At 50.2% G+C, this 18,966-nt stretch carries 17 protein-coding genes and 1 pseudogene; 4 read left to right on the top strand and 14 right to left on the bottom strand.

The window, feature by feature from the left end; genetic code table 11:
• Nucleotides 1-28: 28 nt before the first annotated feature.
• The 3 genes from ACL02P_RS22305 to ACL02P_RS22295 all read right to left on the bottom strand — a co-directional run bounded on the left by ACL02P_RS22305 (nt 29) and on the right by ACL02P_RS22295 (nt 2,636).
• A complete protein-coding gene (locus ACL02P_RS22305; protein ID WP_412838104.1) occupies nt 29-466 on the bottom strand; it encodes a hypothetical protein in 438 nt (145 codons plus the stop codon).
• Nucleotides 467-654: 188 nt separating this feature from the next.
• On the bottom strand, nt 655-1,575 hold the full coding sequence (locus ACL02P_RS22300; RefSeq protein WP_412838276.1) for a tRNA dihydrouridine synthase: 921 nt from the start codon (nt 1,573-1,575) through the stop codon (nt 655-657).
• Between the two features lie 311 nt (nt 1,576-1,886).
• Complete coding sequence (locus ACL02P_RS22295; protein WP_260069718.1) at nt 1,887-2,636, bottom strand: carbohydrate-binding protein; 750 nt, start codon at nt 2,634-2,636, stop codon at nt 1,887-1,889.
• 165 nt (nt 2,637-2,801) lie between these two features.
• Between ACL02P_RS22295 and ACL02P_RS22290 the strand changes: the two are divergent.
• Nucleotides 2,802-3,068: pseudogene (locus ACL02P_RS22290) on the top strand (transposase); the annotation flags it as partial.
• A 195-nt stretch (nt 3,069-3,263) separates the two neighbouring features.
• On the opposite strand, the gene ACL02P_RS22285 reads toward ACL02P_RS22290, so the two are convergent.
• The 9 genes from ACL02P_RS22285 to ACL02P_RS22245 all read right to left on the bottom strand — a co-directional run bounded on the left by ACL02P_RS22285 (nt 3,264) and on the right by ACL02P_RS22245 (nt 12,921).
• Nucleotides 3,264-5,153 carry an IucA/IucC family protein gene (locus ACL02P_RS22285; RefSeq protein WP_412838103.1) on the bottom strand — a complete coding sequence of 630 codons (1,890 nt, stop codon included), beginning with the start codon at nt 5,151-5,153 and terminating at the stop codon, nt 3,264-3,266.
• The gene (locus ACL02P_RS22280; protein ID WP_412838102.1) at nt 5,125-6,186 is read right to left on the bottom strand and encodes a siderophore biosynthesis PLP-dependent protein; all 1,062 of its coding nucleotides are present in this window, start codon (nt 6,184-6,186) and stop codon (nt 5,125-5,127) included. The genes ACL02P_RS22285 and ACL02P_RS22280 overlap by 29 nt, the downstream gene beginning before the upstream one ends.
• Nucleotides 6,183-6,329, bottom strand: coding sequence for a hypothetical protein (locus ACL02P_RS22275; RefSeq protein ID WP_412838101.1), 147 nt, complete (start codon nt 6,327-6,329; stop codon nt 6,183-6,185). Before ACL02P_RS22275 ends, ACL02P_RS22280 begins: the two co-directional genes overlap by 4 nt.
• A 377-nt stretch (nt 6,330-6,706) precedes the next feature.
• Complete coding sequence (locus tag ACL02P_RS22270) at nt 6,707-7,486, bottom strand: IucA/IucC family C-terminal-domain containing protein (protein ID WP_412838100.1); 780 nt, start codon at nt 7,484-7,486, stop codon at nt 6,707-6,709.
• Entirely contained in the window at nt 7,455-8,276 is an 822-nt protein-coding gene (locus tag ACL02P_RS22265) for an ABC transporter ATP-binding protein (protein ID WP_016313404.1), read from the bottom strand. The genes ACL02P_RS22270 and ACL02P_RS22265 overlap by 32 nt, the downstream gene beginning before the upstream one ends.
• A 14-nt stretch (nt 8,277-8,290) precedes the next feature.
• Nucleotides 8,291-9,334 carry an iron ABC transporter permease gene (locus tag ACL02P_RS22260; RefSeq protein WP_339301469.1) on the bottom strand — a complete coding sequence of 348 codons (1,044 nt, stop codon included), beginning with the start codon at nt 9,332-9,334 and terminating at the stop codon, nt 8,291-8,293.
• Nucleotides 9,331-10,344 carry a FecCD family ABC transporter permease gene (locus ACL02P_RS22255; protein ID WP_412838099.1) on the bottom strand — a complete coding sequence of 338 codons (1,014 nt, stop codon included), beginning with the start codon at nt 10,342-10,344 and terminating at the stop codon, nt 9,331-9,333. Before ACL02P_RS22255 ends, ACL02P_RS22260 begins: the two co-directional genes overlap by 4 nt.
• A gap of 77 nt (nt 10,345-10,421) precedes the next feature.
• Complete coding sequence (locus ACL02P_RS22250) at nt 10,422-11,435, bottom strand: ABC transporter substrate-binding protein (protein WP_412838098.1); 1,014 nt, start codon at nt 11,433-11,435, stop codon at nt 10,422-10,424.
• Nucleotides 11,436-11,727: 292 nt separating this feature from the next.
• Nucleotides 11,728-12,921 carry a transposase gene (locus tag ACL02P_RS22245; RefSeq protein ID WP_412837532.1) on the bottom strand — a complete coding sequence of 398 codons (1,194 nt, stop codon included), beginning with the start codon at nt 12,919-12,921 and terminating at the stop codon, nt 11,728-11,730.
• Between the two features lie 207 nt (nt 12,922-13,128).
• Between ACL02P_RS22245 and ACL02P_RS22240 the strand changes: the two genes are divergently transcribed.
• Nucleotides 13,129-14,343, top strand: a complete 1,215-nt coding sequence (locus tag ACL02P_RS22240; RefSeq protein WP_174351738.1) for an IS256 family transposase — start codon at nt 13,129-13,131, stop codon at nt 14,341-14,343.
• 139 nt (nt 14,344-14,482) lie between these two features.
• Here ACL02P_RS22240 and ACL02P_RS22235 read toward each other — a convergent pair whose 3' ends face one another.
• On the bottom strand, nt 14,483-14,854 hold the full coding sequence (locus tag ACL02P_RS22235) for a hypothetical protein (RefSeq protein ID WP_412838097.1): 372 nt from the start codon (nt 14,852-14,854) through the stop codon (nt 14,483-14,485).
• 396 nt (nt 14,855-15,250) lie between these two features.
• On the opposite strand from ACL02P_RS22235, the gene ACL02P_RS22230 reads away from it, so the two are divergent.
• Together ACL02P_RS22230 and ACL02P_RS22225 are read left to right on the top strand one after the other, a co-directional pair.
• Nucleotides 15,251-15,970 carry a hypothetical protein gene (locus ACL02P_RS22230; protein ID WP_412838096.1) on the top strand — a complete coding sequence of 240 codons (720 nt, stop codon included), beginning with the start codon at nt 15,251-15,253 and terminating at the stop codon, nt 15,968-15,970.
• A 128-nt stretch (nt 15,971-16,098) separates the two neighbouring features.
• A complete protein-coding gene (locus tag ACL02P_RS22225) occupies nt 16,099-16,710 on the top strand; it encodes a hypothetical protein (RefSeq protein ID WP_009224553.1) in 612 nt (203 codons plus the stop codon).
• Between the two features lie 89 nt (nt 16,711-16,799).
• Here ACL02P_RS22225 and ACL02P_RS22220 read toward each other — a convergent pair whose 3' ends face one another.
• A complete protein-coding gene (locus ACL02P_RS22220; RefSeq protein WP_412838095.1) occupies nt 16,800-18,584 on the bottom strand; it encodes a recombinase family protein in 1,785 nt (594 codons plus the stop codon).
• Nucleotides 18,585-18,966 lie beyond the last annotated feature (382 nt).

The raw sequence follows: 18,966 nt of genomic DNA, 5'->3' as shown, positions 1-18,966 counted from the left end.
CGGAAGAATTCCGAGTGTCTTCTTGAGTTTAGGCTCTTTTCTTATGAGGCAAGAAGAAAATAAACACAAGCGATACAATCGTGAAGCCCACTGACCACATAAAGGTATGGTTAAAAGCTGTATTCAGCGTTGAGATATCGTGAACGGATTGGGCGTTAATTTGATTCTGTAAGATGACGGCAAAAACAGAAGCTCCAAACGCACCCCCAATTTGTTGGAGGATCCGGGTCGCGCTGCTGGCATGCGGAATCAATTCCTTAGATAATCCCTCATAGGCGGTTGCCATGATGGGGAGCATCAGGCCCCCAAGTCCTCCGCCGCGGACAATCAGGGAGATCGCCAGCAGAACCTCGCTGGTATCGGCTGCCCCCTCGCACAGATCGATAATGCGCTTGACAATGGTTAATCCCAATCCGGTCCCCGTCATGGAACGGGAGAGATCGCCTTGGTAAAATTTATCAAACATGCGCCGCATCCGTGGTGGAAATTCTGGAGATCGCACGAAGAATGCACCGGATCTCCGACCGAGGAGCCGTTGACCGTGTCATTCAGAAGCTCGATCTGTGGGTGGACGAGAGATTGACGCCATTCGGCACATTCTTTCAGAGCATGGGTGTTCTACCATAATTGACCTGTTTTTGCTTTAGGCTCACTCTAGTCACTGACCGTCTGCTCAGCAAACTCATCTAGCATCTTCCGCACTTCATCGGTTGACGTTGTGCTCATCAACTGATTTCTTAATTCACTTGCCCCGCGGAACCCTTTGACATAAACCTTGAAAAAACGTTGCAGCGCCTTGAACGGACGCGCCTCCAATTGTTCGGAATACTGATCATGGAGATCCAAATGCAGTCTTAACAGATCAAGATATTCGGTAGTGCTATGCTCTCTCAGCTCTTTTTCAAAGGCAAATGGGTTCTTAAAAATCCCTCTTCCAATCATGATCCCATCCACCCCATACTGTTCTGCCAGCTTCAAACCGGTTTGCCGGTCCGGAATGTCTCCATTAATCGTAAGCAGGGTCTGTGGTGCCACTTGATCTCGAAGCGCCTTAATTTCCGGAATCAATTCCCAGTGGGCCGCAACTTGGCTCATTTCTTCTCGGGTGCGCAGGTGGATCGACAGATTCACAATGTCTTGCTTCAAAATATGGGTCAACCAATCCCGCCATTCCTCCACCTCGTTGAAACCAAGTCTCGTCTTCACGCTTACAGGCAATCCCCCGGCCTTGGCGGCTTGGATCACTTCGGCGGCAACCGTAGGACGGAGAATTAAGCCACTCCCCATCCCATTGGTGGCCACATTCGGAACCGGGCACCCCATATTGATATCGATCCCCTGGAATCCTTGCTTCGCCATACCGATACTCATCTTTGCAAAATACTCCGGCTTATCGCCCCATATATGCGCCACGATCGGTTGTTCATCTTCGGTAAAGAGCAGACGCCCGCGTACGCTATGATTCCCCTCCGGGTGACAATAGCTCTCCGTATTGGCAAACTCCGTGAAGAAGACGTCCGGTCTGCCTGCTTGACTCACGACATGACGAAACACCACATGCGTCACATCTTCCATTGGTGCAAGTATAAAAAAAGGCCGCGGTAAATCACGCCAAAAATTTCGGTTCACTTCAACCTCAAATCCTCTCGTTATAATACCTTATCTATTATATAATCATCCCCACTTTCTTCAAATGGTCATGCATGCAAGCTCCGGGAAAAGTAGCAGGATCGAAGCTGGGTTAGCGTTGAAGGAGAAAGAAGTCGCCCTCAGGCATGATGACGGCCAGGTGCAGAAGCCTTGGAAGCGGCTATAGGTAATTAAAAAAACAAAAACAAGACCCACCCAAACCAGACGTTTAGGTAGATCTTGTTATCCTCTACGCCTTAGTATCTGCCGCCATAGCTCTTATACTGAGCGTAAACGGTATTTGCATATTGGTCGGCCAGAATCGGGCGGCCATAGGAATCCGTAGCACCCGGATACCAATAATCTCCCCCGTTATAGTGCAATAAGCCGTTATAGATGCTGCCGAATCGAACAATCTTCTCATTCAAAATCAGTGCACCCATATATACCTGATCCTGCTCACTGTTGTGATTATAGGCATGGCCATATTTCGCACTAAATTGAGATAAATACGCATTCCGCGTGTTGGGTTCAACCTGCATCAATCCGTCGCCGGCTGAGGGACTGCCCGATAAACCATCTCCAAAGTAGCTTTCCTTCTTGATCACGGCGCTTAGCAATAAAGCAAAATCTCCGCCTTTGCCATAGGCATTATCCGCATTCATCACATAGGTCCAGATGCGGCTCGGAACTTCCGCTGGTTTTGTTACTGTGGAAGGCGGGGTTGTTGGTGGTGGGGTTGGTGTAGTTCCGCCGCCGCCGCCGCTTAACGACCATAAAGCAGGAACAACCGGGGGTTCCCAACCGACGAGGGAAGTATGCGCTTGAATACAAGTATAAGTACTTCCGTTATAAGTTACGGTATCGTTGACTGCATAGGAAGTATTTGGAGCCCATGCTCCTCTGGAGGCTGCACTCGCTGGAAGAACTGCGAAAAATGTAGATAGGAATACGGCTAAAGCGACCATAAGTGATGCGGCTTTAATAGAGACCTTTCTACTAATCATTTGAATACCTCCTAGTATAAATAGGGCTTGCTGAATAATCAAAAAATCCTTATCTCACAAGGGTTTAGAGACACTTTTGTCGAATTCATCTGCAAAGAAAACACGGAAAAACGGTAAAAAACCTTGCAGATGGAGTGAGCGAAAGTGTTCGTGCTGAATCGAGATATGGCAGACTTGTTGGAAAACTTCTATTTGCCCTTTGGCGGAAAATTAAATCCAACCAATCGGTGGGTGCAGCTTGCGGCGATCATCCCTTGGGACAAAGTAGAAGAGAAATATGTGAGCTCGTTCAAGTCCCCAGCCATCGGCCAAAAGGCGTACTCGGCACGTATCGCCCTCGGCTCGCTCATCATCAAGGAGCGCCTTGGTTTAAGTGACCGCGAGACCACCTTACAAATCCAGGAAAATCCATATTTGCAGTTCTTCTTGGGCTACACCGCGTAAGTCGATGAAGTGCCGTTTCATCACTCCCTGCTCACGCATTCTAACCTCTTCCAGGATCGCTGCAAGCCGCCCCCATTGCGCTGAACTGTGGCTGGACGATAGTATCATTATCCCTCCGCATGGGTCTTCGCCTTAAATGGAACTGCAAGAAAATTACTTCCTTGCAGTCTAAAAACTTTGTTCCTACAACCGTCCTCTAAGGAAAGGATTATGCCCGGTTCCTTTTCCCGACGGCATCGCACCGGGCACCCCGTCCGCTTCCAGCAGCGGTCGAACGACCAGCTTCACCGGCCACTCTCCGCTCTCGAAGATCGCCCGGTATAGCTCGGCGCGGTCGCTTTCCGGCAGCCCCGCCCCTTGCAGCGCTTCTTTCCAGGCCTGCTCCGTGATCGTCCACAACCGGGACTCCGGCAGATCGTACGCGCAGGACAAAGCTTCCATGATCGAAGCCAGATTGACCTGCGTCCCCAGCGATTGAACATAAAAAATCAGCTTGTGAATCGTCTCGTTGTACAGGCTGTTGGAATAGCCGGGCCGTATGCGGTACCCGGGATCGCCGATGCCGTGCTTATCGAGATATGGCTGATGCAGGCGCACCGAAGCGTGGTCGCGGAGCAGCAGCCCCTTCACTTGATTGCGCTCCAGAACCAGGCAGCAGTTCTGCCCGTGAATTTCCGGAACGATTCCGATCTTGAACAGCCGCATCACCACGTCATAGAACAGGTGCGCGAGGTCGCTATAGAAGCTGAACACCTCTTCGCGGGAAAGCTCCTTGCCCAGGATTTCCGACAAAATATGCCGGCCTCCCAAATGGACGCCAAGCGCGGACATCGGAATCACCTTGCGTTCCGCCTCAAAAAGCTCCGGCGGGTATAGGCGAAGCTGGGCGGCCAAATGGCGCGGATGGTCGTCGAACAGCCCCATCGATGCCGGCATGTATCCCCACCAGTGCCGCTCCTCGCATAGGAAAACCCGGCCCTGCAGTGTGTCGTCGCAAGCTATGGCCTGACGCAGCAGCTTCTCCCCGGCCAAGCCGTTCAGCAGCTTCACGACCGGCAAATAGCGGGCGGCGCCCAGCGACAGCACGCTGACCGGCAGCTTGAGCATCGCCACAGCGGCCACAGCGTTAACGTCCGCTCCGCTCCCCACCTCCACGATGGATGGCGGAGCAAGAGAACGCAAGGAGGAGGTGGCTAGAAATTCACCAGCCTCCGCATCCAGCACCACGATCGTCCCCTCCTCGATTTCCCGGATAAAGCGGGACAAAATCACCTGCTGAAGCTGCCACGGGTGCACAGGCAGAGGCACGTATTCGTCCGGCCTAAGCCCCCGCCGCTGCATCTCGTCCTCCACGGCGGCCCGCTGCTCAGCCGCAAGCAGATCCAGGCAGGACAACGGCCCTTCCGGGCACCCCCGTACGACCGAATCGGCGCGCACCGCTACCCAGCGCAGGCGGATCGGCTCCCCGAACTCCGCCGAATACTTCAGGCAGTCCTGCTCGGTAAACCCGATTTTCGCTTTGGCCGACGGATGGAACGGGCGATCGCGCAGCGCAGCGATTCGTTCTCCTTTGATAAACCACTCGTAAGCCGAGGACGGAGCAAACGCCAGCAGCCCCTCCGCGCATTCCGGGCTCAGGCTCAACGCAAGCTGCCGGGCCGCCACCTCCACGCCGGTCAAAAAGTCTGTAACCCCCGGATGGCTGTAGGCTTCCTCCGACAACACCGCACGCAGCACCGTTTTCGCCAGCTCCGCCGAAGAGTTGATGAAAGCCCAGCTTCCGTCGGACGCGCGTTTAAAAATCGGAGAATCCTGCACCCACTGAACGCCAAGCCTGGGGCTGTCTTCAACCAAAAACGCGATTTCCCCGGCAAAAATGCGAATCGCTCCATTATCGCCATACCCGCCGTATAACCGCCGGATCTGCTCGGGCGCGGCCGACAGCGTCCCGAAAGTCCCCTCATCCAGCCGGAAAAACCGCTCCGTCAAAAAGGCGTTCATCAAATCGCCGATAATCCGTAACTCCGCCGCCTGCCGTCCTGATTCAATTGTCCATGTTCGCATGGTATGCATGATCATTTCCTTCCGCTAAATAATAAAATTTCGGGTGCGGGTGCCCCAAAAAATCGTGGTGCGAGATCGTCCAGCAATAAGCGCCCGACTTCTCGAACACAACGATGTCGCCGACGCGCAGCAGCTCGACTTCGGCATCCGCATGCAGCCGGTCCTTGGGCGTGCAAAGCTCGCCGACCAGCGTCACCTTGCCCCGCCTGATCTCTGGCCTGGCGAAAGGATACGCCCAACGCTCCGCCGGCAAGATAGCAAACGGATGATTATGCCCCCAGGAAGCGGGCAGCCGGTTGTGATGCGTCCCTCCCCTCAGCACGGCGAAATACCGATCATGCGAAGGCTTGATATCGATCACCTCCGCGGCGTAATAACCGTGGTCTGCTACGAGAAACCGGCCCGGCTCGAACCACAACTGAACTCTGGCTAGCCTTTTTCTAGCTTCGCTTCGTGCGATCAGGGAAGTGAACAAGGCCCAGTCGAACGCCGGAGCGTCATCGTAAGGGACGCCAAAGCCGCCTCCCGCGTTGACGATCTCAATGTCCAGACGGTAGCGTTCCATCCACTCTTCCGCTTTTCGCAAATACAGCTCGATCATTTCGGCATGCAGCTCCGCCCGCAAGTTGTTCGAGAGCGAGTGAAAATGAAAGCCGCATAACCTAACCGCGCCCCGCCCTTCTTCCCGTATAACGGCGATCGCTTCATCAAGCAGCTCCTCGTCCAGCCCGAAGGGGGTCGGACGGCCGCCCATCGTAATTTGGGTCTGCGGCAACGCGCTCGTTCTCAGGTTCATGCGCAGCAAAATCCGGACCGGCTCGCTCCGCCCTTGTGTAAGCCGGATCAGCCTTCTCAGCTCCAGCAGGCTTTCCACATGAATATAGGAAACATTATGCCGGATGGCCGCCTCACCCGAAACGCGGACCAACGGAGTCACGCCCATCAATTCGGCGGCGCGGATCAGCTCCTCGACGCTTTCCATGTTCGTAGAAGCGTGCTCGCAATCGATAATGACGAAATCGTATTCGGCATGGCCGATCATTTCACGATGCTCCTGCCCTGATAGCTCAGCTCCAAAAAATCCTCGCACCCCGCAAGGAGCAGCCGGCAGCCGATGCCCATTTCTCTGGCTTTGTTGATCAGCAGCCGGTTAAGCGCATTTCGGCTCCCGGTCGGATACGTCAATGATAACCCCTCCTTCCTATCCGGCGAGCTTTGCCTTTGTTGACTTAAGGAGGGTTTGTGAAAGCCCGTCGGATTGTTTTGATGATAATGATAATCACTATCATTTATAAAACTATCTTACGTGACCTGATTTAAAATTGTCAATATTTATCTTTAAAGGGAAAATATTCATCTTTTGCGCAGAAAAGGAATGCGGAAGCAAAAGCCATCGGCCAGTGCGGGTTGCGCTAGACCGACGGCGCGGAAACGGCAGAACATGCTTTTTGATATGGCGGCAGGAAAGCCGATATTCATATTCTGACAAGGGGATTCTAAGCGGGTACCGATATCGTCGGCGTGGCAGTGATGTAGCGGTTATCTTTGATGGAGAAGGCGTATTAAGTCCGTTTGGGGCACGTCGAACAGTAATCACCCGGCTCATCCGACGTCAAATAATAAAGGCAGCAGGTTTTACGCACTCTTAGCGGCTTGTCGTAACCGTCCCTGAACACTTTCGGACTGTCGAACCGCTTGAGCGGATTGCGGGATTCGCCGAACAGGCGGGGCGGCGCGTCGTGAAGCAAATAATGATAATCCTCTTTCATCCGCCGCTGTTGCTCGGGCCCCGCTCCTTCCGCAAATTTTTTCTCATACAACCAATAGACATAAATGGCCGTGTTTTCCCATAACAGCGCTTTGGAGATCCGCGCCGTTTTGGAAACGCCGTTCCATACCCGGGACAGATTACCGGCAAACATCCGTTCAAGGATCAGATCGCGCCATTCGCTGCGCTGATCCGCTTGCGGCTCGCTGGCCTGCCAGTCTTTCAGCCGCGCCTTGGGCAGCCAGGCCTGCCCCTGATAGCACGACTCGATCCAGCCGTTCTCCAGTTCCAGGTTCAATCCCTTATTGAAGCAAGACATCGCGTATAAATTGGAAGCGATAACGAGAAAGGCATACCGCTTGGCGAAAAGCGAGACGGCCGCCGACTGCGAGTCGGTCTCGAAAATGCCGCTTACGCCGCGAAAATAAGCCTCGCTTCTCTCCGGATTTAAAAGGTCGGTAAACGGAATGGAGAACGTCCGGTCGGCGGAAGGCTCTCGGGTTAAGCGGTACTCGTCGGACAGCACCTGAAATTCCTCCGGCTCAAGCCAGGTGGCCGTAGCGTTGTTCTTCATGAACATTCCTGCCCCTTCCATGTGGAATGCACAGCGGTGTGCCAAACAGCGGATCGACAGCAATTTCGCAGTCCATCCGAAAGACGGTGCGGACCATCTCGCGGGTCACGATCTCCTCTGGCCGTCCCTGGGCGTAAATGGACCCTCCGTGGACCGCGACGATATGATGGGCGTAGCGGCAGGCCAAATTCAGATCGTGCAGAACCATCACAATCGTGCGACGCTCCTTCTCGTTTAATTCGAACAGCAAATCGAGGATTTCGATCTGATGGCTCATATCGAGGTAGGTCGTCGGTTCGTCGAGCAGCAACGTTTCCGCTCCCTGGGCGAGCGTCATGGCGATCCAGGCGCGTTGGCGCTGCCCTCCCGACAGCGCGTCCACCGGTCGGTCCGCGAGTTCCGTCAGGCGCGTGGCCTGAAGCGCCAGGCGAACCATCCGTTCATCCTCACGCGACCATTGCTTCAGCCAGCTCTGGTGCGGGTATCTTCCCTGCCTGACGAGTTGGCTCACCGTCAAGCCTTCCGGGGAGGAAGGACCTTGCGGCAAAATGGACATCCGCTTGGCGATTTCCTTGCTCGGCAGCTTGGCGATCTCTTCCCCGCTCAGCAGCACCGTGCCCGAACGGGGCTTCTGCAGGCGCGCAATGGTGCGCAGCAGCGTGGACTTACCGCAGCCGTTGCTGCCGATCAGGACCGAGATTTGGCCTTTCGGTATCCTCAAGTTCAAATTTTCGATCACAGGCTCCGCTCCATAGGAGATAGTAAGGTCTTTCGCTTCCAAAATACTCACGGTTCTCCCCCTATTCAAAATTGGTTTCTGTTCTTAAACAGCAAGTACAAGAAGAAAGGCGCGCCCACTCCCGCCGTGAACACCCCGGCCGGAACATCCAGCGGCACAAACGCGGTCCGTCCGATCAAATCGGCGCTGAACACAAGCAGAGCCCCGAGCAGCGCCGACACGAGCAGCACGCTGCCGAACATGCGGCCCGCCAGCTTTCTGGCGATATGCGGTGCGATCAGGCCGACGAAGCCGAGGGTGCCGGCCACGGATACCGCAAATCCGGCGAGCAGCACGCTGCAAAATAGCAGCGCCAGACGATGGCGCTGAACGGCAACACCAAGCCCGGCGGCCAGGTCGTCGCCGAACGCCTGCGCATTCAGGCTGCGCGCAAGCCAAAGGGCCGGCGGCACGATAAGCACGATCACCGGCAGAATGGTGTAAACATCCGCCCAGGAAGCGCCGTATACGCTGCCGGTTAGCCAAATGTAAGCTTGCCCGGCGGTGTAGAACGGGCTTAGGATCAGCATAAACGTGGTGCCGGCGCCGGTGATGGCCGATATGCCAATCCCGATCAACACCAGGCGAATCGGCGTGACCCCCTCTTTCCAAGCCAGCGCGTAAATGACCAGCGAAGCCGTAATGGCGCCGGCAACCGCGAACGCCGGCAGCAGCTTGATGCTGAGCGCGCCTCCCAGCAGCGAGACGAAACCGACCGCCGCCACCGCCGCGCCTCCGGTGATGCCGATGACATCCGGAGATGCGAGCGGGTTGCGGATGACCCCCTGCAGGATGGCGCCGGACATGCCCAGCGCTGCGCCGACAAGCAGGGACAGCAGCACCCGCGGCAGTCTCAGCGTGAGCACGACGAAATCATGCTCCCCGGCGTTTAGCCCCAAGATCGTCCGGAGCACTTCCAGCGGAGACAAGATGTCGCCGCCTAGGCTTGGTCCGGCCACAGCGGCGAGCAGAACCAGGACGGCTAGCACGGCAATGGCGAGCGCCGCCTTGCGCTCGATCAGGAAAGATACGGTATCTTTTTTGCTGCGAACCATGATCGTTTCCTTCATATCTTCGTCACCCCCTTGCGGGCGATATAGATGAAGAACGGCCCGCCAATCAAGGCGGTCACGACGCCAAGCGGAAGTTCGTCCGGCAGAATGACCAACCGGGCGGCTACATCGGACCATAGCAGCAGTACCGCTCCCCCTACGAGCGAGTAAGGAATGAGCCAGCGATAGTCGTTCCCGACCAGGGCGCGCATCATATGGGGCACGATGAGTCCGACGAGACCGATCGAGCCGGCGACGGCCACCGAACCTCCGGCAAGAAGCACAATGACGGCCCCCATCAGCGTTTTGACCAGCACGACGTTCTGCCCCATGCCTTTGGCAATATCATCGCCGGTCAACATCAGGTTGATCGCCCGGCCCATGAAGAGAGCGGTTAGCACCGCCAAAGCCATATAAGGCAGAACCGGATAGAGCATCTCCAGCGTCCGCCCGCTGACGGAGCCGGCCAGCCAGAACAGCACATCCTCTAGCCCCGTCCCGTCCAGAACGAGCACGGCCTGCGTGAAGGATGAGAACAAAGCCGTAATCGCCGTGCCCGCCAGCACGATTTTGATCGGCGTTAAGCCGTCCCGCCCGATGGAGCCGAGCGCATAGACGATCACCGCCGCAATCGCCGCTCCGGCAAAGCCGAACCACATCATCGCCTTTAACGAGGACACCGACAGCAGCACGACCGCCAGCACGATGAAAAAAATCGCTCCGGCGTTAATCCCGAACACACTCGGCGACGCCAGCGAATTGCGGGTCAATGCCTGCATGAGCGCTCCGGCAACCGCCAGGCCGGCCCCTACGACGGCGGCAATAACCGTCCGCGGCAGCCGCTCGGTATGCAGTACGATATGTTCGACGGATTCTTCGTCGTAATTCCTGAACGCCTCCACCGCCGTGGAAATCGTAATTTCCGTGCGGCCGAAGATCATGCTGGCGGCACATGACGCAACAAGCAGAACGAGCAGCGCCGCCAGCCCCAACAGCTTCGATTTTTCCCGTACAAAAAGCGGAAACATTTCCTCACTCTTTCGTCTTCGTCATTTAAAATGCGGCAAAAAGCCTGCCTGCTCAAGGCAGGCCTTCCTGCTTGCGATTAATTCAGCTTGAAATATTCGTACAGATCGTCGAGCAGCATATTGGCCGTCTTGTAGCCGCCGGCGCTGTTCCACACCACTTCGTCCACCTGAACGAGCTTGCCGTTCTTAACTGCGTCCAGATTGGCCCATAGCTTGCTCTTCGTCCATTCCTCATAGTTTTTCTGAATCGCTTCGGTATCGGTGCCGGAATTGAAGTTGAAGATGATGTCGGCATTCATATCCGGGATGCTCTCTTTGGAAGCGAGTTGAACGCCCCAGATGTCTTGATCATGTCCGGGAGGTCTTGTAAAGCCAAGCTCTTTGAGAATTTTCCCCGCGTAGCCCATATAGAAAATCCGTACCTGATCAGCTCTGAAATTGGTGATCGTTACCTCGATCGGCAAGCGGTCGCCCATCTTCTGCTTGAAGTCGGCTACTCTCGCATCCCAATCGGCGAGCAACTGATCGGATTTGTCCTTGAGATTCAACGCCTCGCCTGCCGTCTTCAGCGTTTCTTTCCAGTCAAAAAGCGTTTCCGTCACGACCGTCGGTGCGATTTGCGACAACTGTTCGTAAACATCCTCGTGCCGCGTCTTCGTGGCAATGATCAGATCAGGCTGAAGTTTATGTATCTCTTCCAGATTCGGCTGCGTCTCTTGACCGACGATCGCTACGCCCTCCAGATCGGCCCGCAAATATTCGTAGATAGGCTGCTGCACCCAGGATTCCACCACGCCGACCGGCTTCACTCCAAGCGAAACGGCCACATCGGTGGCTCCCTGGAACAAGGTTACGATCCTTTTAGGCGTTCCTTTGATCTCCGTTTCGCCCATGGCGTGCTTGACGACCCGGATCTCTTCCCCAGCCGCGTCCGTTCCGCCGCTCTTCGCTTGATTCGAATCGACGGCTGCGCCAGCCTGGCTGCCGGTATCGGAAGTCCCTTTTGCCGGTCCGCCGGCTGCGCAGCCGACCAAAGCGGCGATCATCAAAATAAGGATCATACTTAGAAACGTTTTGCTGAATTTCAACATAATTCCCCTTCTCCCCCTATTGTTTGTCCTAAATGATATTGAAACTCATTATCAATTAGGATTGTAATGGGAGAAGGGAGATTTTTCAAGCAATTTATTTAAAATTTTATAAACTCTTTTCTAAAGGGCGCCTTTCCCCGTCTGTTATGTTATTATGTTGAGTGTTTTGCATATTTCCGTTTCAGAGAAGAAGCGATAGCATATTCACTGTCGTTAAGGGGTAATTTTCGAAAATGGTATTATATGGATGAAGAAAAGGGCAGACTTGCAGAATTTTAGAACAGCTCGTTTTTTAAGCGGCAGCCCGTTTTGAATGATGAGAAACGGCGAGCGCAGATGCAAGCAGAACAATGGCATTCAAATACTGGTGAGTTGTGACTTTCTGAATGCCCCGGACATGTGCGGCGTCTGCCGTCAAATAGGTTTTCAATCGGGAGTTGCAGCGTTCTACGCTGGTTCGTTCATTGTAAAGTTCCTTCCAACGCTTTGTATCCCGATGAGGGATGCTGTATCGCCGGAGATCATCCTTCGCATTTACTTTGACGACCATTCCATAGTTTGAAGACGAGCAGGCAGCCATGCCAAGCGGACAGTCGACTTTACCCGTGGCATGCGGGCAGCGAAATTTATGCATATCGCCGTCAACTCCCCAGTATGTCATCGCATAACCCATGGAACAGCACGGTGTTCCGTTCGAGGTCATCCCAGCAGGCGGTTCCTTCTCCCCCCGAAGATTAAGGGGAATGATGGCTTGTGCCTTGACGTTGCGGGCGGCCTCATAAACTTTCATTTGGTCGTAGCCCGCATCGAGTATGAAAAATCGTGTGCTCGTCCTGGACGCTGTTTTCTCGATCAGGCCCGGCGCCATTTCTCCATCATTGACATGCGCCGGCGTTACTTCCAAGGCGATCGGCAATTCACTTTTCGTATCGACCGCCAGATGAATTTTGTAACCAAACCATGTGATTTTATTGCCGAAGGAATCAATTTTTGCGCCCCAGTTCGCATTACCCGTTTGCTCGCTTTTGCGTTTGGGCTGCTTTTTCTCGTAAGCGCGGAGAGCGGCGCTGTCTATGGCGACGTTACTGCCTTCTATGATACCTTCCTGCTGACAGCGTGTGACCAAATCCTCAAAAAGCCGTTTTGCCAAGTCCTTTCTCGTCAGTTCTGAGAAAACTCGGCTTAATGTGGATATGGAAGGAGCTTCTCGATCCAGCCGAAGACCACACTGATAACGAAACCGGAGATCCGTATCCAAACGCTTATGCAACCCTGAAAAGGTACTTATTCCTTCAAGCGGCGCAGCCAAGAGTGCTCGTAGAATACCTTGTCTGCAGTATCCCTCAGCGCCTCGGGGTGAACGGCTTCTCAGTTCCTTGGCATACGGTCTCAGATCGAGAGAGCTGAAGAAGATCGGCAATCTCTCCTTGGGTTGAATTTTTAAAAGTTCTTCGAAGGAAAACAGACATTCTTGGAGAATATACAAAGTGACTTCCTCCATCCTTGAGGTTTTTGGGTTTAGTCACTTGAAAACTTCTCCAAGTTGGGGTGAAGTCCCTTTTTTATGTCCGAAAATCCTTACGGCTCAAGGCCTCAGATTACTGCAAAAGGGACTGTAAAATATTTTGTGTAAACTCTCAAACCTAAATCTATTACAATCGAGAGAGAACGAAAGGTTGAGGGAGAACACATCATGAAACTACTACCAAAAGATCAACTTCGTCAGTTCATCAAAGAGAACAACTTGAAGACCGTCGAAGATGTTCAGAAAACGCTAAAAGAACTGTTTGCTGAGACTCTTCAAGAAATGCTGGAAGCCGAACTGGAAACGGAACTCGGCTACGCCAAGCATGATGTAAAGAATAAGAAGACGAGTAACAGCCGTAACGGGCATAGTTCTAAAACCGTAACATCGGAATACGGCGAAATCGAAATCGAGGTCCCGCGGGATCGGCTTGGCGAGTTTGAACCGATGATCGTCAAGAAGCACCAGACGCAGGTCACCGGCATCGAGGATCAGATCATATCGATGTATGCCAAAGGCATGAGCACGCGAGACATTCAGGATCATTTGAATCAGTTGTACGGCATTGACGTATCGCCGACCCTCATTTCGAACGTAACGGCGAAAATCATGCCACTGATCAAGGAATGGCAGCATCGCCCTCTGCAGCCGGTCTACTCTGTCATTTTCATGGACGCGATTCATTTCAAAGTCAAGCAGGACGGGCAAATTATCAATAAAGCCGCTTACATGGTCATCGGGATTGACCTGGAAGGCTATAAAGATGTACTCGGCATTTGGATTGGCGAGAATGAATCTGCAAAGTTCTGGTTGGGTGTTTTGACCGATTTGAGAAACCGCGGCGTCCAGGATATTCTGATCATCTGCGTGGATAATCTGAAAGGATTTAGCGATGCCATTGCGGCATGCTACCCGAAGACGGAGATTCAAAAGTGCATTATTCATCAAATACGCAATTCGATCAAATACGTATCCTACAAGGACCTAAAGAAGGTTACCGCCGCATTACGCCCGATTTACACCGCTCCAACGGAGGAAGCCGCTCTGCAGGAGCTGGATCAATTCGAGGCCGTATGGGGCAAGCAGTATCCGCTGATCGTACGTTCATGGCGGAACAATTGGGAAGAGCTCGCCACGTTTTTCAAATACTCGCCAGAACTACGCAAACTGATTTACACGACGAATATGATTGAAAGCTACCATCGCCAGCTCCGCAAAGTCACGAAGGGAAAAAGCATCTTCCCGAATGACGAAGCGTTGCTCAAAATGCTGTATCTTGCGACAATGGATGTGCTTCGAAAGTGGACAGGACGCGTTCAAAACTGGGGACAAATCCTGCTGCAACTCACGGTGCACTTCCCAGATCGTATACAAGTTCTCTAAAGGACTTGACATGGAGGGGGCGGGCATGATAGGCTGGCTAGCCTCGCGATGCCTTCTTTCCAGCATCGCCCAATCGCGAGAAGTCATGCCCGCCAGAGGCTCCATGTCAAGTCCAGCACCAAACTTTGTATAACCGAGTTTACACAAAATTCTTGACAGACTCTATTCTAATCAATTTATTAGTTCTAACCTGTTCCCTTGGCTCATCATTTAAACTTTCAGATATTTCAACTCCGTCTATTGTCTTTACGAATTCTGCATTTATTAGAACTTCCACAAATTCAAGAATGTCTTGTAATGTATACTCCAACTCTGCATTTAGTTTTGTAACTTCCAATATACTCCTTTTTAAACCAAAACATCTATAAAGCTTAAGTGCATCTGTATCTAAAGATATGTAATCAGATGTTCCTATTCGACGCGCAGTTACAAAGTCATTGTCATCTGTAAATATTTCTATGTTATGTAGTTCAATTATGCTGTTACCATTAATATTGTGATTAAAGGGCACAACAATCATCCTTTTTTAGTTTTTTACGGAAAAGGTTCATCCGATAACGCATGAACCTTTTCCAAGTAAAAGACACATTATGTAGTAGCACGGTTAGAAGGAAGTCCTACTTGCGGAAGAACCTTTACTTTAATTTTCTTCATTGGTGATCACCTCCTTACTTGTCATAATAATACGATAAAAGTATTTTTTGTAAATAAGTTTTTATATTCTCCGTAATACGTAATAATTCATTTTATTTTCGATTTTTATATTTTTGTATTTTTATAGAATTATATTGAAAATATCTCCTTTTTGGTTTATATTGTTTTCGACAGAATTTACATTTTACATAATTATACTTTCGTAAAGGGAGGATAGAGGAGTTAGTTAGAATAATAAGAGAGGACGATATCTATGAAAAAATTATTGAAAAAAAGTATCGTATCATTAACTACAACTTGCTTATTAACAATTAGCATTCCCTTCGCAGCCCTTGCGTCGGATACCTCATTACTTCCAGAACAGCTTGATTATATGCAATCAAAAAAGAACAATTTCATTGTGCCCAACGATGTTATCGACGAACAATCACTACCAAAAGTGTATATTAAACCATTTGCTGAAAATCCGGGAGACGGGGCCACTAGAGTAAATCTCACAACCTATGGTTGGTATGGAGCTCCAATTGTTCAAGATGAGGAATCTGGCAGTTTTGACTTAAAGAAAGATATAGTAATGACTATTCTCGGTGCTCTTACAACTACATTTGGGGGAATTGTACTCAGTGTAGCGGATATGGCATTATCCAATGTTGAGACTACACAAACAGCGACAGCAAAGACTATGATTTCATATAATTACCCTACTAAACAGGGCCAAGCATGGTATTCAAACACATGGCATACTCTATTTGAAAGTACAAATAGAAATACTTATAAACATTATTACTCCCTTTGGATGGATAAAAACAAAAATACTCGTCAGTATACTGTTGACTATGTCCCTGCAAACGGATACTCGGCGATTAAAGTCGAAGCCGCACCACATTATTATGATAATAACTACATTTTGCAACAAACCGCTTATAATTACGCGCAAAGCAAAAAATACACAGATGAGGACTGGCTTGATTGATAAGTAATGATAAATGCCCACAATTCATTTGTGGGCATTTTATTTGTTAAATTTAGTAAAATATAGTAACATACAGAATAGATATAGTTTTTCTGTTAATGAAAATACAATATAAAGGAGAACTCCTCTTGAAAAAAACTTTGCTTTGCTTATCTTTAGTAATTTTGTTGATGTCCGGATGCCAGGAACTTTCTCACAACTCCACTATTGGAAATGAGAATAAACCGACTTTATCCGAATCAGCAGATCAAAAATATCTAAATGAAATTAATGATCTAAAAGAAAAAGTAGAGACACACAGCAAAATCTTTTCAACTACATTACCATTAAATTATCAATTAGAGGCCACCATTGATTTTGTCACAGACAAGGAAAATGTGGATAGAATTTCTTATGAAATCTTCATAACTAAACCCAAGTATGACATGACAGACATTACAATGAGCTTCTATCTAAACCCAGAAATGTTCAATATACTAAATACAAGCAGTTTATTTCAAAGCAATATTATAAATGATATGCCAGTCAGCGTCACGAAAGACGGGGAACATAATGGACTTAGCCTAGGACGTGCATTTCTACTTCAAGAAGAAACAAATATCGAAAAAACCATGACTAATGTCTTGCAAGATATATATGTCAAAATCTCATATACCAGTAATGGAGAAAGAGCAACGGAATACTTCCACTTAAAATGTACTCCAACTCAACGATTAAAAAGTTTCCTTAGCAAATTATAAAAGGCAAACACTATGTATATATACCTTGCATAATCAGACATAGTTAAATAAGAGACGCAGGGCATGTCTACAAATATATATCATGCCCTCTAAACGTCCCCAATTCGTCCCCGTAACCTTGATGAATCCACTTTTATAGCACGTATTTTAGGAAACACACAGCCTCCACATGTGTTGTGCTCGGAATAGGAAGGCATTTTCCCCCTTTCATTTCGTAAGGACTTTTTTTGCTTGTGCATCTTGCTATGGATGCTGTTATGAAAGCCTGTTTTATATACGAAGGTCAATTTGTACGGCTCGGGACTACCTTGATCGGGGTTCTCCCCAATAATCACTTTATCGACAATGCTTTCGAATACGTTCCGGTCGAATGCGGTCAGAACTTCATTCGTTTGAAGCACTTTGCGAAAATGTTCAAGCCGTTTCCCCAAGTTAATTTCATCTTGCGCGGATTGCTCCAACTGTTCCTTTTCTTCGAGCAATTTAGTAAGCGAAGTATCGAGTTCCGCATACTTCTGTTCGTAAGTAGCCCTGTCTATTTTCTCATCCAGGCACAAATCAATCAGTTTGCAACGTTTTTGCTCCGTGGCCTGAATATCGCTGATAATTTTGTTCAGTCGCTTTTGATTATTCTGGTCGCTAAACACGGACTCCATTCTTTTCATAAGCTCGTCCAGCACATCCGAATTGTTGCGGCACACCAATTTGTAAGATTCGACAAAAGCACCCTCAATCAGCTTTTCCTCCAAAGCTTTGCTGCGAGAGCAGTATTTCTTCCCTTTTTTCGTGGCTGTCACGCACTGCCAAATCACCTTCTCATGCGGGGTTCCGCTGTGCCAGTTCCGCCGCGAGAGGTTGCTTCCGCAGAAAGCACATTCCAACTTGCTGCTGAAAGCAAATTTCCTGCTGTACTTGTCCCGCTTGCCTTTTGCGCCGCGGCGGCGATTCTCGCCTCTTCGATGCAATATGTCCTGCGCCTTTTCAAAAACTTCTTCGCTGACAATCGGCTCGTGATGATTTTTGACATAAAACTGATCTTCCTCGCCGTAATTGTCCAGTCTTCTCTTGGAAATTGGATCGACGGTAAATGTCTTTCCTTGCAACAAATCGCCTTTGTACTTCTCATTCTTTATGATACCAAGAACGGTTGTGTCCTGCCATTCGACTCTTCCGTACTTGGTTTTATGTCCCGCCTCAGTCAGTTCCTTTGCAATAACGTAAGCGCCGATCCCCGATGTATATCGTTCAAAAATATAGCGGACGATTTCGGCTTCTTCTTGATTAACGGATATCTTTTTCGTATTCACATCGTAATCGTATCCCAAACAACTTTGAAAGCCCACCAGTTCGCCGCGCTTCATTTTCATTTTCAAACCTTTTTTCACGTTGGCGGAGATGTTCTCCACTTCCTGCTGCGCTACGGAACTTAGAATGACAAGCAACAATTCGCCGTCCATCGTCAGCGTATTGATATTCTCGTCTTCAAAAAATACGGCGATGTTTTTTTCTTTCAACATTCGAACGTATTTCAACGTATCCAGCGTGTTTCTCGCAAACCTGGAGATAGACTTCGTGATGATCATATCAATTTTCCCGTCCATGCAATCGTTAATCATGCGTTGAAAATCCTCGCGCTTCGTTACCTGTGTCCCGGTTATGGCTTCATCCGCATAAATATCAACCAGCACCCAGTCGCTGCGTTTGCTTACGAGATCGGTATAATAGGCGACTTGCGACTTGTAGCTGTTCAATTGCTCCTCAGTGTCGGTACTTACGCGGGCATAAGGGGCGACGCGAAGAACATCCGATAACTTTCCGGCGTTGCGATCCGATATTTTCCGACTTGCTTTAATCACTTCCACTTCAAGAGCCATGGTGTTGTCCTCCATTCTTATTTACTCGCTATCAGTTTAATAAGAGATGGGCGGACCGACAAATGTGCGAATCAAGAAGTAAGGTCCGAAATGATGCCGTAATCCCGCATCGTTTTGTTCTTTATCAAATGAAATTCGTTTTCGGTAATCAAAGATAATGCCAGTAGCTGCCTTATCATAGCGATTTGCATACTGTACCGGATGAGTTTATGGTTCATAGCTACCTCCCATTAATCCAGCAAAGCTGAAAAACAGAGATGCGCAACAAACATAACCGCGTGTGCGCATCTCTGTTTCCGCCTCTGTTTTGGTTGCTTCTCTTCCAATAACCCTATCCGGCGGACAGTGGTTAGCCGTCCTCATAGGCTTCAAACCTCTTCCA

Source organism: Paenibacillus sp. MB22_1 (assembly GCF_047200555.1).
GTDB classification, from domain to species: domain Bacteria; phylum Bacillota; class Bacilli; order Paenibacillales; family Paenibacillaceae; genus Fontibacillus; species Fontibacillus phoenicis.
Note: the sequence above shows the minus strand (reverse complement) of the source record. Positions and strands in the feature narration are given on the sequence as shown.

Bases quoted from the DNA above. Each gene is read 5' to 3' on its own strand.
- ACL02P_RS22305 (WP_412838104.1), bottom strand. From the start codon at position 466: ATGTTTGATAAATTTTACCAAGGCGATCTCTCCCGTTCCATGACGGGG.
- ACL02P_RS22300 (WP_412838276.1), bottom strand. From the start codon at position 1,575: ATGGAAGATGTGACGCATGTGGTGTTTCGTCATGTCGTGAGTCAAGCA.
- ACL02P_RS22295 (WP_260069718.1), bottom strand. From the start codon at position 2,636: ATGATTAGTAGAAAGGTCTCTATTAAAGCCGCATCACTTATGGTCGCT.
- ACL02P_RS22285 (WP_412838103.1), bottom strand. From the start codon at position 5,153: ATGCATACCATGCGAACATGGACAATTGAATCAGGACGGCAGGCGGCG.
- ACL02P_RS22280 (WP_412838102.1), bottom strand. From the start codon at position 6,186: ATGATCGGCCATGCCGAATACGATTTCGTCATTATCGATTGCGAGCAC.
- ACL02P_RS22270 (WP_412838100.1), bottom strand. From the start codon at position 7,486: ATGAAGAACAACGCTACGGCCACCTGGCTTGAGCCGGAGGAATTTCAG.
- ACL02P_RS22260 (WP_339301469.1), bottom strand. From the start codon at position 9,334: ATGAAGGAAACGATCATGGTTCGCAGCAAAAAAGATACCGTATCTTTC.
- ACL02P_RS22255 (WP_412838099.1), bottom strand. From the start codon at position 10,344: ATGTTTCCGCTTTTTGTACGGGAAAAATCGAAGCTGTTGGGGCTGGCG.
- ACL02P_RS22250 (WP_412838098.1), bottom strand. From the start codon at position 11,435: ATGTTGAAATTCAGCAAAACGTTTCTAAGTATGATCCTTATTTTGATG.
- ACL02P_RS22240 (WP_174351738.1), top strand. From the start codon at position 13,129: ATGAAACTACTACCAAAAGATCAACTTCGTCAGTTCATCAAAGAGAAC.
- ACL02P_RS22230 (WP_412838096.1), top strand. From the start codon at position 15,251: ATGAAAAAATTATTGAAAAAAAGTATCGTATCATTAACTACAACTTGC.
- ACL02P_RS22220 (WP_412838095.1), bottom strand. From the start codon at position 18,584: ATGGCTCTTGAAGTGGAAGTGATTAAAGCAAGTCGGAAAATATCGGAT.